The sequence below is a fragment of the Psychrobacillus sp. L4 genome, assembly GCF_042944905.1.
GTDB lineage: Bacteria > Bacillota > Bacilli > Bacillales_A > Planococcaceae > Psychrobacillus.
Genome location: NZ_CP168496.1, coordinates 1,332,003 through 1,346,478, shown reverse-complemented (window position 1 = coordinate 1,346,478; position 14,476 = coordinate 1,332,003). Strand labels below are relative to the sequence as shown.

Sequence of the window (14,476 nt, the reverse complement as noted above, 5' to 3'; positions counted from 1 at the left end):
TCCATAAAAAAACTACTCCCTTAGAGTAGATTCAATTTATGAGAGGTTTGATGATTCCATCCTCGCACAAACAAAAAGCATCATGCACTCTTTGGCAACTGGCTGACATAGTTATAAACCTTAGTCCCTTTAGCTTTGCGTCCCTACATTTCTGTAGGTTTGCCTATTTAGTTTTATTTTTTTCTATATTAGCATAATATATTCTATTAACACATGAATCATTTAACTCATGTAAAAAATAGGTACGGTTAATCTAAAGTTTATTAATTTTTTACATATTTCATATTTTTCATATTTTTCCTTTTCAAAAACTAATCCTATCTTCCTGGGTTGCTATTACTAGAAAGGTTAAGAGAAAGCTAAATAAAAAGTAGGTCATAAGAAACCCCAAAAAAATAGAGCTTAAAGAACTGTATTCCAACCTAAATGATACCCTTTATTTTCACTCTTCTAAAAAATGTAAGTTACTTGGGTCTCATTAATACCTTGACCTAGCAATTAATGCAACTTAAAAGATATATTGCTCCTTCCTTCTGTTAACAACAATACGAACCTCTAGTGACTATTGATACCTGAATAGATAAGATATAATAATATAATTTAGACTTTAATGAAAATTGAAATAAAACTATTTACAAAATTGTCGGAAATATTTATTATAAGTCTAGGAATCAAATTGTCGACAATTAGACAATGTCTAAGAGAGGAGTGTTAGATTGAATACAAATATATCTAAATTTTCCTTGAAACATAGAATTGCACAGGAAATTAGAAAGTTAATATTTGAGGGGAAACTAAAACAAGGAGAAAAAATTACTGAAACACAAGTTTCGCAGGAGCTAGGTGTTAGCCGAACTTCAGTCAGAGAAGCAATGTTGTTATTAGAATTAGAAGGTTTTCTAATTTCGTCTCCTTACAAGGAAACAAGGGTTGCAACTATATCACAAGAAGAAGTTATTGAAATACTTATTCCAATGCGAATAATGATTGAAAGTTATGCTTTAAAAAAAGGATTACCCTCATGGAATGCTGAAACAAAAGAACAATTCAAAGATATTCTAAAAAATATGAAAATAGCTGTAAGCTACGAAGATTTACCAACTTTCATTGAGTTGGATATAAAATTCCATGAGATGATTGTCATTTCTTCCAAAATGGAAAATGTCATTAATATTTGGGAGAGTATCGTTCACCGTATTCGTTTGCATTTTTTATACCAAAATAGCAAATCAGGGACTTTACAAAAATGGCTTCTAGATCATGAGGAATTGGCTAGTACTCTATTATCTGGAGGAACAATTGAAGAAGCTGTGGAATCATTACGAAAGCATATTAATGAAACAAATATTCCAGATGTCTATCTTCTTGAATAAAAATTGCAATGAGAGGGGGTGAAAAATTAAATGTCGAAATTAATAATCTCAAACATTACTATTTACGTTGTTGCTGGCCCTAATGCCCGTTATAAGACTTCTTCCCACTACTCTGACCTTACAATTACAAATACAATTGTACGGATTCAAACGGAGGATGGATATGAAGGTTTTGGTAGTACTATTTCTTGGACGGAAGCAGGTATTGATAAAAGTCTAGCTGAATCGATTCGTCATCTTATTCCATTCTTAATTGGAAAATCTGCGTTGAAGAGAGAAGCAATTTATAAAATCTTGGTAGATAGATGCGTTCAGCTGACACCACAGGCTCAATCTCCCATTGATATTGCACTTTGGGATCTTGTTGCGAAATTTGCAAAAATGCCTCTATATCAATTTTTGGGAGGTGCGCGTAACAAAATTCTTTCGTATGCAAGTACATCATTTTTGCCAAGTATAGAAGACTATATAACTCATGTCCACGAATTAAAAGAGCAAGGATATCGTGCCATTAAGTTTCATACTTGGTGCGAACCAGAACAAGACTTAGCATTAGCTCGATCTATTTATAAAGTCTTTAAAGATTCAGGTTTGAAATTTATGATGGATGTTGAAGGAGCATATACAAGACATGAGGCGCTTAAAGTCGCAAAAGAGCTAGAATTGATGGATTATATCTGGTTCGAAGCTCCTCTTCCTGATACAGATATAGAGGGCTATAAGGAATTGAGATCTCGTGTTCAAATCCCGATTCTTCCTGCTGGTAATACCTTGCTCCATTTAAATCAAATAGAACAAGGAATTCGACTTGGAGCCTGGTCAAGTGCAAGAGTTGATGCAACATTGGCCGGCGGGGTAACGCAAACTAGAAAAATAATGGCTCTTGCTGAAGCGAATTCTATGACAGTAGAACTTCAATCGTGGGGTTATACATTATCCCAAGCAGCTAATTTACACTTGATGCTTGCTTATAATAACTGTTTATATTTTGAACAAGCTATTCCAGTTGAAGCATTGGAGTTTGGTGCAAAGACAACGATAAGAACAGACAAAGATGGCTATGTACATGCCCCAAGTGGAAACGGTTTAGGGATAGAAATGGACTGGCAGCTTATCGAAAAGTCTGCAACCTGTATATTGGCTTATAACAAAAAAGGATGGTCAGAATAAAAACAGAATCTGCTTAAAAAATATGCGGCGGCAACCATTCATATTTCAAGAGATTCTGTCCACCTATATTATAACAAATAACAGGACAGCTATTTATGATTACATCTATATTTTTTAAAGTTTATAAGAAATGCTATAAAAAGGAAGTTTAAAATGAAAATTACAGACATCGAAGTAATAGAACTCAGGGTCCCTTCCATAGATGAAAAATGTGAATGGGGAGAAGACGCCGTAATTGTTAAGGTGTTTACCGACAACGGTTTGGTTGGAATTGGTGAAAGTGACACATCTCCAATGGTAGTTCGGGCAATAATTGAAGCCCCTAACTCCAATCTTTACTGCTCTGGGTTAAAAGCATTACTTATTGGGGAGAATCCACTAGAAATCCAGAAACTATGGGATAAAATGTATTGGTCTTCCAACTATCTCGGAAGGCGTGGTGCAGGAATCCACGCGATGAGTGCAATTGACATTGCGTTATGGGATATTGCCTCTCAGTATTATCAAGTACCGATACACATGCTATTAGGTGGGAAATACCGCGATAAAATTAGAGTGTATGGTACTTTCATACCTGGAGATACACCTGAAGAAAGTAAAAAAATAGCTCGAAATCTAAAAGCGCAAGGCTTTACAAGCCTAAAATTCGGCGGTGGAGTTCTTGGCGATGACGATAATATCGATTACGAAATTGTTAAAGCGGTTAGGGAAGAATTAGGAAATGATTTTGAATTGCAAATTGACCTTGCTTCAAAATGGAACACCTATGGACGTGCGGTAAATATGTTCAAGCGTTTAGAAAAATTCAACTTGAACTGGATTGAAGAACCTATACTTGCCGATGACATGAAGAGTTATGCCAAGTTGACTGGGGTAACAGGTGCAAAGCTTGCAGGAGGAGAATCTTTGACTACACGATATGAATTTAGAGACTTCCTTGAATTTGCCCAGCCTGACATTGTCCAGCCCGATATCACTCGTTGTGGTGGTATTAGTGAAATGCGGAAAATTTACGATTTGGCAGCAATGAATGGAACAAAACTTGTTCCCCATGGTTTCAGCACAGGAATTCTTCTGGCAGCAACAGTTCAATTCTTGGCGTCCACAAAAGATGGTGATTTGATGGAATACTCGCAAAGCACCAGTCCATTGTTCACAAGTCTAGTAAGCAATCTGAACCCTTCCAAAAACGGTTACGTTACCGTACCAGATTGCATAGGGCTTGGGGTCGAGCTTAATGAAGATGTAATTGAAAAGTACAAGGTGAAATAAATATTCTAATAAATGGGAGAAAATGATATGAATAAAAAAATTGATAAATTGCTTATTTCCCTTAGTCTTACATTAGTTTTATTGATCGTAGGATTTCTATATTTCAAACCGGTAGAATCTCAGCAAATTGCAAATAGTATTTTTGGTTCCATGACACATTGGTTTGGTTCATTCACACTTCTCTTCACATTCTTTGGGTTACTCTTGCTTGTTTTCGTTGCTTTTAGCAAATACGGTAAGATTCGTTTCGGTGATGAACTACCCGAGTATTCTACATTCAAATGGGTTTCTATGATGATTGCTTGTGGACTTGGGTCAGCAACTGTGTACTGGGCGTTTATTGAATGGGCCTATTATATTAATACTCCAGGAATTGGAATCGAAGCGAATTCTCAGCGTGCTTTTGAAATGGCATTGCCATACAATATGTTTCATTGGGGTTTTAGTGCTTGGACATTATATTCTTTAGTAGCCCTTCCTATATGCTATCATTTCTATATTAGAAAAAATAATGGTTTAAGTCTTAGCTCCATAATCAGCTCCATTACAGGCATTAAACAAAATGGTGTTATAGGTAGAATTGTAGACATCATGTTTATATTCATCTGTTTTGGTGGGTTAAGTATCACTTTAGGTGTTTCAGTGCCATTAGTTTCAAATGTGCTTAGTACTGTTTTTGGAATAACTTCTTCCTTTAAAATGAATGTAATATTAATATTGTTAATTTCAGTGGTATATTCTTTGAGTTCTTATATCGGACTTCAAAAAGGAATGGCAAGGATTTCGAACTGGACTACAAAGTTAGCACTCTTGTTTTGTGTGGCAATAATTTTAGTAGGACCAGGGATCTTTATAATTTCTAATAGTACGAACGCACTAGGACTGATGCTTCAAAACTTCGTCCAAATGAGTTTGTTTACAGATCCGATAGGACAATCTGGATTTCCAGAATCTTGGACAATCTTTTATTGGCTTTATTGGATTACTTATGCACCCTTTACAGGAATCTTCATTGCAAAAGTTTCAAAAGGTAGAACAATACGATCTGTTATCGCTAACACATTAATCAGTGGAAGCGTTGGATGCTTCTTCTTTTTCGGAGTAATTTCAAGTCTTTCAATCGATAGACAACTAAAAGGTATGGTTGATATGGTTGGAATGTTGGCTGAAGGTAATGATAATATGGCAATAATTGAAGTACTTCAAACACTTCCGTTTAGTAGTATTTTCATGATTTTATTTTGCATTGTATCAGTTCTATTCCTTGCATCAACACTTGATGGAGCAGCATTCACAATGGCATCAACTGCAACACCTGGGTTAAGCGAAAATGAAGATCCTCACCCAATGCACAGACTATTTTGGTGTATCATGTTGGCAATAGTTCCCTTGACGATGATTTTCATTGGTGCAGATCTGAACACAATCAAAACTAGTGCGATCATAACCGGAGTACCAGTCATATTCATCATGCTCATTATGATCGTAGGCTGGATGAAGTGGATGATTAAAGATTTTGGTAATTTAACTTCTGAAAATATCGGAACGATATTCCACAAAAAAGTTCCTAATAAAGAAGATTCTGATAAATGATACTAATTCTCTTAAATTAATTTTCAAAATGATATAAAAGCATATACATGAACTTAGAATAAGTGAGCAGGAACAACTATTGCAAAAGATCAACACAAGATTATCGAAAAAAAATGGATCGTGAAGTGACCGAGTCACTTCACGATCCATTACTTTAAAGGTAATAGAATATCTGATGTGTTGCCCAAAGCACTTGGCTTTCCAGGGGCAGGGACAAGCATCAAGCCCCAAATTTACAAGCCCCAAAATCAGCTTACACTAAACCCACTCCCTAATACATCGCGGACATCATGTACGACGACAAATGCTTGTTCATCTACACTTTTGATGGTTTGTTTCAATTGGACTAGTTCTTGTTGATTGATGACAATATAGAGGACTTCCTTTTGGTCCTGGCTATAACCGCCGCGTCCTTCTAAAATCGTCACGCCTCGCGTCATGTTTTCTAAGATAAACTGGCGAATCGATTCGGAGTGTTCGGAAATGATTGTCACTGCCGTTCGGCTATTCAGTCCTTCAATCACATAATCGATTACTTTAGAACCTAAAAACACAGCAACAAGTGTGTACATTGCTTTTTCTTGGCCAATGATGAATACCGAACCCCCAATAACGATAATATCAATGACGAGGACGCCTTTCCCTAGACTCCATCCTAAATATTGATTGGCTAAACGCGCTATAATGGCGGATCCTCCGGAAGTTCCACCTGCTCTAAACATCAGCCCTAAACCAAGTCCTACAAATACCCCTGAAAATAGTGCAGCAAGCAAGGTGTCCCCGTTCAATCGATGTCCAACGTCTTCTGTTATGAACAGAAAAAATGAGGAAGAAATGATTCCTATTACTGTATAAATCATTGTCTTTTTATCGAAAAATTTATAGCCTATCGTCAAAAGGATAGCATTGATAACAAGGTTTACAACACCAGGTGACCATTGGAATAAATAGTATGTAATAACGGTAACCCCAATGACGCCACCTTCGGATAATCGATATGGGATTGCAAAATAGTTAATACCAATCGCGAATAATAGGGACCCTATAATGATTAAAGATATTTCTTTGAAACGTTGTTGTGCCATGTAATGTATTTCCTCCTACCAATTTAACCCGTCAAAAAATTGGGTGTTCAGCCGCAATTCGGCCAAACGCCACTTTATGTACTGTACTGTCAGTCTTCTGACTCCCATTTCTTTGCGTGTTTTTCAATTATTTCAATTAATTTATTCATCGCAGGCGTCAGCCATTTATCTTTGTGATATGCGAGTTGGGTAGTTACGAATTCCTCGCTGTGCACCCAAGGTAATTCAATTAAACTGCCTCGTTCCAGTTCATCCCTCACCGTCATTAAGGGTAGATAAGAAAGACCCAAGCCACACTTTACTGATTGCTTGATGGCCTCGATATTCCAGAAAGCAATGCGGGAACAACCCACGCCTTCTTCTTTGATCCATCTTTCTAACAAATCACGATAACTTCCAGACTCCGTTAAAAGCAACACTTCACCCTCCAAATCGTCTGGGGTGATAATAGCTTTGTCACATAAACGGTGACCTGGCGGGGCAATCATCACCAATGTCTCTTTCACTAGATCATTCGTGACGATATCAGATCCTAGTTTTTCAGGATTTGTAAATAATGCCAAATCAAATTTACCGGATTTCAATTCGTTATTAAGCTCTTGGCTTTCGGATGGTTGTAAAATAAGATGAACATTCGGGTACATCCTCTTAAACTCATACAAGATGGTTGGCAACCTATACACCATTAGGGATTCATTTGCCCCAATCAAGACCGTACCAGAAGGTTCCATGTTTAACCGTGAAGAGTCAACTGCTTCCTGGTAGAGTTGTAAAATTTCCTTTGCATATGACGCTAGATGTTGGCCCGCGTCCGTTAAAACAACCGTTTTCCCAAGCCGGTCAAAGAGGCGATTTCCAACAGCCTCTTCCAATGCTTTAACATGATTAGTTACTGTCGACTGTGTATACCCCAACTGTTCACCAGCACGGGTAAATCCCCCACAATCGGCCACAATCAAAAAGGTCTTTAGATTGCGAAGCTCCATTGTCATTCCCCCTATACGAGTAATATTCTTCATATTGTATAGGAATCAGATAGTAAACACGATGTTTTTTACTTCCAAGGGATATTATAGTATCTTAATCAAAATTAATGAAATGAATTATTTTAATTAAAATCATTCAAAAAATTAGGGTTATTGGATTCTAAATGAATCATTTAGATTAAAAAGGAATCATATCGTTGTTATTCCTACCTTCATATCTAATTTCTTAAATACACCTATGAGATTAAGAAGAATAGTTAATGATAAAAAGGCACCATCTTAATTCCATTTAGCAAATCAGAATTCGGCATGTACCAATAATACCTCATACCAGTATCATCTTGCGTTTTTTGTGATGTTAGGTTGATATTCGAAGCTATTGTTAATGCAATTACTTCAACATATGCGCCAACAACTTGAACCCAGCTTCCAATCAATGACAAGCTACCTCCCGATGTATCCATTTTATTTAATACGAAAACGCTGCCAGTTGCATCAAGAAATGCTCCTAGTGCGAATAAGCTATTTCCTGTTACCTCAAGATTTTTAGTAGGAGATATTCCTGCTGCAGCTCCTACAGCCTCATATACCGCCCCAAGACCTTGGACCCCGCTACCAACTGCATTTAATCTAAGTCCGTCTTCTTTGGAAGTGTGGATTTCAATGTCCGTTGCAACTACATCTGTTATGTTCCCACCAACTTGAAGCCATGCACCTATGATACCGTCCATTTGGAACGGCTCTTTTTCTTCCAAAAATAATTCTATATTTCCCAGACCTTGAAGACCATTACCAATAGCTTGAATGGCATTTCCTTGAGCAACCCACTTTGCACCATTTGGATTTCCCACCGCAATTTCTTTCGTTTGTCCTAGGGCAGAGATAGTCGTGCCAATTACAAGCACCCATGCTCCAGCATAGATTAGCTCCTCTCCATGTTTCTTCACAACACCCCACCGTTCCATAGAAGAAGTTACCTTATTCTATTCATGATTATATAAGACTATCGGGAAGAAAAAACTGATGGACGGTGACAACTTTTACTACATTGATTTAGACAAATACAAGCACCTAAAACAGGTTGATGAATTTGCTCCCTACCTTTAAAACCCTTTTGTTTACTTGTATTCCTTATTATTTTCACAAAATAAAAAGAACGCCGTGAAGACGTTCTCCAATTTTTAAACTTCATATTTTTTTATGACAGAAAAATCCTACATCACTGTTGTCCCATTCTTTACTAAAGACTCCCTAACTTTTCACTTAATTGATTTCCAGGGTCTCCATTTTGCACCTATTAAACTATTTATTATAACAACAAGGATGAGGCCAATAAGGAATCCATAAAAAGGATGACTTTTCATAATAAAAACAGGTAAAATAATTATACATATCATCGTTACTAATAAGTTGACTATATAACTTAACTTGGGTTTCATCAAAAAACTCCTTCCAATTCAATAATCCTATATTTGTTATTTTAACATCTTCATATATTTTATGTATACTACTCCCAGTGAATTTAGATATACAATAGGTTTCGAATCAAACTATATTCAAACCAACTCATTCCCCAGCTGATTAGCGATAAAATTTCGATATTCGCTAGGTGAACAATTTCTTAAGCGGCGAAACACTTTATAAAAGTTTGAAGGACTTTGAAATCCAATCTCATAACAAATTTCAAGATTTGTAAGATCTGTGCATTTTAGCAGATGTACCGCTTTGTCAATTCTTATTTTTTCCAAATACGTACGGGGAGTTTCGGTAGTTTCTTGTTTAAATAGTCGTTCCAGATAAAAGGCACTTACACCAACATGTTTTGCAATATCCTGTAAAACCAGCTTTTGTTTATAATGATTAACTAAAAAGGAAATTACACTTCTAACAAGTTCAATATGCGGGGAATGGTTGACTTCTGGCTGGCATCTTTTACAAGCACGAAAACCAGCATTTTCAACTTTATTGATGTCATGGTAGAATTCCACATTGATCTTTTTCGGCTTTCTAGATCTACATGATGGTCGACAGTATATTTTTGTTGTTTTCACTGCAGTAAAAAAAAGCCCATCATATTTTTTATCGCAAGCGATGATTTTATCCCACATTTCATCAAAAGAAAGATTTACTTTATCATCCATTTAATCCCACACCCTTGCTAAGTTAGTTCTCATATAAAAATGAAGTGTCTTTTAATTCCATTAATTGTGTCACATTCTTTTCTAAAAAAGAAATAATCTTATCGGATAATGCATTTCCAAAGCTAAATCGTTTAACTCCTAATTCTTTAAGCTTATTACAATTCGTTAGTCCAGGTAAAGATAATATATTTATTGGAGCGTTTACACTCAACGTGATCTCTTGTATCTCATTATTGTCCATTAATCCAGGGACGAATATCCCACTAGCACCACTCTCTACATAGGCCTTTGCTCGATTTACTGTTTCAAAGAAAGGATCTTCCATTTGAAAATATGTATCTGTTCTTGCATTAATATAAAAATCTTTATAACCATGATTGTCTAACGCCATTCTAATTTCTGATATAAGGTGACAATGTTCATTTATTTTTCTTAGTCCCTTTTGTTTTTTGAGTGAATCCTCTATATTGATACCAGCAACTCCAACGTCTGCCGTCCTTAATACATTCTCTAGAATAGTCTTCGAGTCTTCACCATATCCAGCCTCAATATCTGCTGAAACGGGGATTTTCACATTCTCCGTAATTGTTTGGATGATTCTAAGATGTCTTTCAAAATCAATTACTTCACCATCTGCGTATCCTAACGAGTTTGCAATTCCCCAACTTGTTGTACCAATCGCTTTGAATCCTACTTTCTCGAGCGTTAAGGCTGATAGTAGATCCCATGCATTTCCAATAAATAATAATTCCTGTGATGAATGAAGCTCATTGAAATCTTGAATTTTCGTCATATTAATTCCTCCTAAATGTTTGTTAGCCTTCATCTTAACAGGGTAACCACATTCATTTCGTCCTCGTTCTTGCTCTTATGGTCGAAATAAACAAAAAAAGAGCACTACCAATTGGCAGTACTCTTTTCGCTAACTTATGTTAGTTTTCTTTTATAACTTTTCCTCTTCTTCCCAACATTCAGCACCTTTGAGGCCTGGAATTGTACTTGCTTTAAACACAGGATTTAAACCCTTTTTTCGCTGACTTGAGTAATCGTCTAACGCTTTATATGCAACTTTACCAAGGACCAAAATGACAATCAAGTTTATTATCGCCATCATTCCCATGAATAAATCCGCCATACTCCAGACAATACCTACCTTTGCCATAGCACCGAACATAACCATGCCAAGTACAACGAAACGGTAAACTGTCATCCAAGATTTGTGAGCATTCATGAATTCAATATTCGTTTCGCCGTAATAATAATTCCCTATAATTGAACTATAAGCAAAGAAAAAGATTGCAAAAGCAATGAAATACGGAGCCCATGCGCCTACATGAACAGCCATCGAAGCTTGTGTCAAAAGAATACCATCCATATCCCCGGTCCCATAAAGATCCGCAAGCAGAATGATGAAAGCGGTTGCCGAACAGATAATGATTGTATCAAAAAATACGCCAAGGCTTTGAACTAGTCCTTGTTTTACAGGGTGAGACACATTTGCAGTTGCTGCAGCGTTCGGCACACTTCCCATCCCAGCTTCGTTAGAAAACAACCCACGACGTATCCCTTGCATCATTGCTGCACCTATACCTCCGCCGACCATTTCCTTAATACCGAAAGCATGTTCAATAATAAGTTTGAACATAGCTGGAACTTCTGTAATATTCATAATCATAATGTAAAGTGCCACGATAATGTAGAGAATTGCCATGACCGGAACAATTGTCTGCGTTACTTTTACAATTCTTTGAACTCCACCAAAAATGATGACTGCCGATAATAGAACAAGGCCAAGACCTATCGCCCAATCAGGAATTCCGAAGACATCCGAGAACGATTGACTAATTGTATTCGATTGCACAGCATTGAAAATAAATCCAAAACAAAGGGTTAAAAGAATAGCAAACACAATCCCAAGTTTCCGCATTCCCAACGCTTTTTGCATATAATAAGCAGGTCCACCACGGAATGTATCTCCATCTTTTACTTTATAGACCTGCGCGAGCGTGCTTTCTATGAAAGCTGTGGACATACCTATGATTGCAATGATCCACATCCAGAATACCGCTCCAGGTCCACCAATTCCAATTGCAAGAGCGACCCCTGTAATGTTACCAGTACCTACACGAGAAGCTGCACTGATTGTGAATGCCTGGAACGGGGAAACCCCATTTTTTCCTTCTTTCTTCTCAACAATCAGGCGGAACATTTCACCAAACAATCGTACTTGAACGAATTTTGTACGAATTGTAAAATAAGCTCCTATTAATAAAAGAACACCGATCAGTACGTATGTCCATATAAAGTCATTAGCTGGACCAACCAGCCAATTAAGTGCGTCCATAAACACGTTGAAACCACCTCTTTCCAATCTATTTTAAGTAGGGTAAGTTTTATTTATATACTCCAAAGCAAAAAAAGTCTACCAGTTTCGCTATATTTGTATAAGTCTAAATAATGAGTCTTCCTTGCGTCAGAACCAATTTTCTCTCGCATACTGTCTATATTGTCTATTCTTTCACCAAGCTTAACAAACTATGTATGTAAAGCTTGTAGTAAAGCGTAGTACATACGTTAATCGCAGAAGGACCAGGAAGAAATAGAGCCGATGAAAGTGACATTGTCACTACCATCGGCTCTTTCATTCTATCTGTAAAATTGTTGAAGATATGTTGAACATTAAGATATAGAAACCAGAACTACACTTTGAAATAAGGTTCTTGTTTAAGAACCTCATTCATAAATTTTAAAAGAGTTCTTATACTAATAACTGGTCAATCCAATTTTGTACCTTCAATCCTTCTTCAAACGATACGATCTGAGACTCTTTGCCATTTATCAAGCCATGACATGCGTCCAATAGACTTTCGGGCTTACTGTCCGGAATAATATGAACGGCTTTCTCGTCCTTTTCACTTACCCAGAGCTCTGACCAATTTCGAATTGTCATTACTTTTTTTGTTCCAAAAACCTTAAATTCTAGACGTTCTTCCTGTCCAATTCCTGCCAAGCTATTCAAAACAATTGGTATTCCACTTTCTGTTTTAGCCAAAGCCATAACACCTGTTTCACATAATTCTTCATTTTCTGGATAGGTCGTCTCATGGGAAGAAATCGTAAAATCACCGAATAGATGATACAAGATTTGAAGATAATGTGGAAATATTTCTCTTATGAAACCTCCTTGTTCTCTTGAAGCTATCCACGGATTTTGTTGCCATTTTCTTGGCCAGTGTGGGAAGTATGTATGTAGCTCAATACGAACAATATCGCCAAGTGAATCTGTAGTAATCGCTTTTTTTAGACTATGTACTTCAGGACTGTACATTAAAGGAAAATGCATCGCTGTATGAACTTTAGCTTCATCTGCTGCTTTTACCATACGTATGCCATCTAGCGTATCATGTGCAAGAGGCTTTTCAGAAAGGATATTAAAACCACGTGCAGCTATTTGTTCTGCCAAAGGAGCATGACTTACGGGAGGTGTTCCAATATAAACCCAATTTGGTTGTGATTGAAAAAGTTCCTCTAATGTTTCAACAGCTGGAAGTTGATATTTTGTTGAAATTTCCTTTAGTCTTGTTTTGTTTTCGTCTAATACGGACACAATTTCGCAATTAGCATGAGCCAAAATTTGATTAATAATTCGCTCCCCAACAACTCCAGTTCCAATTAACGCAAAAGTAGTTTTAGTCATAGCACACTCTCTCTCATATGTATTTGTATAATATTTATCCATTCATTTTAATAAGAATACTCTGATGCTTATCATCTAATTTTATCATATATGAAATCTAAAACTATAAAAATTTATAATATAAAAAAGATTGCCTCAATATTTCTTAATACCGCTAAAATATATGACATCCCATAAGAACGTTCCTTCATACATTCGTTATTTAATCGAAGTATTCTGTAGTGCTTTCCATAAGGTCTTTTTTGCTGTACCACTCCCAGTTTCTTTACTTTGATAGCGCTCTTCGGGATCATCTTTCATATCAAATCTATAGATTATTTCTTTACCAGAGTTTACTGACCTATACACCAAGATTGCACTAATATATATTAATAATAGGTGATGATATGAAAACAAACATATACTTAAATAATGAGAAATTCATAGCAGGAATAACTATGAAAGATGAAACGGAACATGAAGACAACAATATGGCTCTCCATGTCTGTGAAACCCCTAAAAATGTAATAGAAAATCGCAAGAAGTTAGCTACTTTTTTGGATTGCGGTTTAGATACCTTCGTTTCTGCCAATCAAACACATAGCTCAAATTTTCATCGAGTTACCCTTAATGACAAAGGGAGAGGCGCAGATCGAATGGATTCCGCAATTGCAGATACAGACGCCCTGTATACGTATGAGCCAAATCTGGTATTGTGCAGCTTCACTGCGGATTGTGTACCAGTGATTTTTTATAATGAAGTGAACGGGTTAATTGGCGTGATTCATTCTGGATGGCAAGGTACAGTCAAAGAAGTTACTTTAAAACTTTTTGAGCATTTAAAAGAAGTAGAACATTGTAATCCAAGTGATTTGCATGTACAGATTGGTACAGCACTGAGCCAAGAAAAGTTTGAAGTCGATGAAGATGTGTATGTTAAATTCAAACATCTTGGATATACAGATGATTTTATCTATTACAATAACCAAACCCACAAGTATCATATTGACAATCAGCAAACCGTGAAAAAGCAATGTGAACTGACAGGCATCCCGTCTGATCAAATTACGATTGATCCGACTTGTACTTATTTGCATCCAGATGGTTTCTCTTATCGTCAAGACAAAAAAAGTGGAAGACATCTGAGTTTTATAATGAAAAAAAGGGATTGAAGGAGAAT

At 36.4% G+C, this 14,476-nt stretch carries 12 protein-coding genes and 1 riboswitch; of the genes, 5 read left to right on the top strand and 7 right to left on the bottom strand.

What is annotated here, in order from left to right; genetic code table 11:
- Positions 1-90 precede the first annotated feature (90 nt).
- A riboswitch (cyclic di-GMP riboswitch) is annotated at positions 91-174 on the bottom strand.
- A gap of 542 nt (positions 175-716) precedes the next feature.
- The 4 genes from ACEPXG_RS06240 (at position 717) to ACEPXG_RS06225 (ending at position 5,408) form a co-directional block, all read left to right on the top strand.
- Complete coding sequence (locus tag ACEPXG_RS06240) at positions 717-1,373, top strand: GntR family transcriptional regulator (protein ID WP_391208522.1); 657 nt, start codon at positions 717-719, stop codon at positions 1,371-1,373.
- A 30-nt stretch (positions 1,374-1,403) separates the two neighbouring features.
- Positions 1,404-2,543, top strand: coding sequence for a mandelate racemase/muconate lactonizing enzyme family protein (locus tag ACEPXG_RS06235; RefSeq protein ID WP_391208520.1), 1,140 nt, complete (start codon positions 1,404-1,406; stop codon positions 2,541-2,543).
- A gap of 153 nt (positions 2,544-2,696) precedes the next feature.
- Positions 2,697-3,815 (top strand): mandelate racemase/muconate lactonizing enzyme family protein, encoded by a 1,119-nt coding sequence (locus tag ACEPXG_RS06230; protein WP_391208518.1) that lies wholly within the window; start codon positions 2,697-2,699, stop codon positions 3,813-3,815.
- A 27-nt stretch (positions 3,816-3,842) separates the two neighbouring features.
- The gene (locus tag ACEPXG_RS06225) at positions 3,843-5,408 is read left to right on the top strand and encodes a BCCT family transporter (RefSeq protein ID WP_391208516.1); all 1,566 of its coding nucleotides are present in this window, start codon (positions 3,843-3,845) and stop codon (positions 5,406-5,408) included.
- 248 nt (positions 5,409-5,656) lie between these two features.
- Here the strand turns inward: ACEPXG_RS06225 and ACEPXG_RS06220 are convergent, their stop codons facing one another.
- From ACEPXG_RS06220 to ACEPXG_RS06190, 7 genes are all read right to left on the bottom strand, one after another.
- Positions 5,657-6,493, bottom strand: coding sequence for a YitT family protein (locus ACEPXG_RS06220; protein WP_391121023.1), 837 nt, complete (start codon positions 6,491-6,493; stop codon positions 5,657-5,659).
- An 89-nt stretch (positions 6,494-6,582) separates the two neighbouring features.
- Positions 6,583-7,479 (bottom strand): LysR family transcriptional regulator, encoded by an 897-nt coding sequence (locus ACEPXG_RS06215; protein WP_391208514.1) that lies wholly within the window; start codon positions 7,477-7,479, stop codon positions 6,583-6,585.
- 257 nt (positions 7,480-7,736) lie between these two features.
- Positions 7,737-8,426 carry a DUF6944 family repetitive protein gene (locus tag ACEPXG_RS06210; RefSeq protein ID WP_391208512.1) on the bottom strand — a complete coding sequence of 230 codons (690 nt, stop codon included), beginning with the start codon at positions 8,424-8,426 and terminating at the stop codon, positions 7,737-7,739.
- 609 nt (positions 8,427-9,035) lie between these two features.
- Entirely contained in the window at positions 9,036-9,620 is a 585-nt protein-coding gene (locus tag ACEPXG_RS06205; protein ID WP_391208510.1) for a bifunctional transcriptional activator/DNA repair enzyme AdaA, read from the bottom strand.
- A 22-nt stretch (positions 9,621-9,642) separates the two neighbouring features.
- On the bottom strand, positions 9,643-10,413 hold the full coding sequence (locus ACEPXG_RS06200; RefSeq protein ID WP_391208508.1) for an isocitrate lyase/PEP mutase family protein: 771 nt from the start codon (positions 10,411-10,413) through the stop codon (positions 9,643-9,645).
- 150 nt (positions 10,414-10,563) lie between these two features.
- Positions 10,564-11,964, bottom strand: a complete 1,401-nt coding sequence (locus tag ACEPXG_RS06195) for an alanine/glycine:cation symporter family protein (protein ID WP_391209803.1) — start codon at positions 11,962-11,964, stop codon at positions 10,564-10,566.
- Positions 11,965-12,378: 414 nt separating this feature from the next.
- A complete protein-coding gene (locus ACEPXG_RS06190) occupies positions 12,379-13,317 on the bottom strand; it encodes a Gfo/Idh/MocA family protein (RefSeq protein WP_391208506.1) in 939 nt (312 codons plus the stop codon).
- A gap of 386 nt (positions 13,318-13,703) precedes the next feature.
- Here ACEPXG_RS06190 and pgeF point away from each other — a divergent pair, with 386 nt between their 5' ends.
- Positions 13,704-14,468, top strand: coding sequence for a peptidoglycan editing factor PgeF (gene pgeF / locus ACEPXG_RS06185; protein ID WP_391208504.1), 765 nt, complete (start codon positions 13,704-13,706; stop codon positions 14,466-14,468).
- The last annotated feature ends 8 nt before the right edge of the window (positions 14,469-14,476 follow it).

What these genes read in the sequence shown, in the direction of transcription:
- ACEPXG_RS06195 (WP_391209803.1), bottom strand. Translation starts at nt 11,964, where the DNA reads ATGGACGCACTTAATTGGCTGGTTGGTCCAGCTAATGACTTTATATGG.
- ACEPXG_RS06190 (WP_391208506.1), bottom strand. Translation starts at nt 13,317, where the DNA reads ATGACTAAAACTACTTTTGCGTTAATTGGAACTGGAGTTGTTGGGGAG.
- ACEPXG_RS06205 (WP_391208510.1), bottom strand. Translation starts at nt 9,620, where the DNA reads ATGGATGATAAAGTAAATCTTTCTTTTGATGAAATGTGGGATAAAATC.
- ACEPXG_RS06220 (WP_391121023.1), bottom strand. Translation starts at nt 6,493, where the DNA reads ATGGCACAACAACGTTTCAAAGAAATATCTTTAATCATTATAGGGTCC.
- ACEPXG_RS06200 (WP_391208508.1), bottom strand. Translation starts at nt 10,413, where the DNA reads ATGACGAAAATTCAAGATTTCAATGAGCTTCATTCATCACAGGAATTA.
- pgeF (WP_391208504.1), top strand. Translation starts at nt 13,704, where the DNA reads ATGAAAACAAACATATACTTAAATAATGAGAAATTCATAGCAGGAATA.
- ACEPXG_RS06230 (WP_391208518.1), top strand. Translation starts at nt 2,697, where the DNA reads ATGAAAATTACAGACATCGAAGTAATAGAACTCAGGGTCCCTTCCATA.
- ACEPXG_RS06225 (WP_391208516.1), top strand. Translation starts at nt 3,843, where the DNA reads ATGAATAAAAAAATTGATAAATTGCTTATTTCCCTTAGTCTTACATTA.
- ACEPXG_RS06215 (WP_391208514.1), bottom strand. Translation starts at nt 7,479, where the DNA reads ATGGAGCTTCGCAATCTAAAGACCTTTTTGATTGTGGCCGATTGTGGG.
- ACEPXG_RS06235 (WP_391208520.1), top strand. Translation starts at nt 1,404, where the DNA reads ATGTCGAAATTAATAATCTCAAACATTACTATTTACGTTGTTGCTGGC.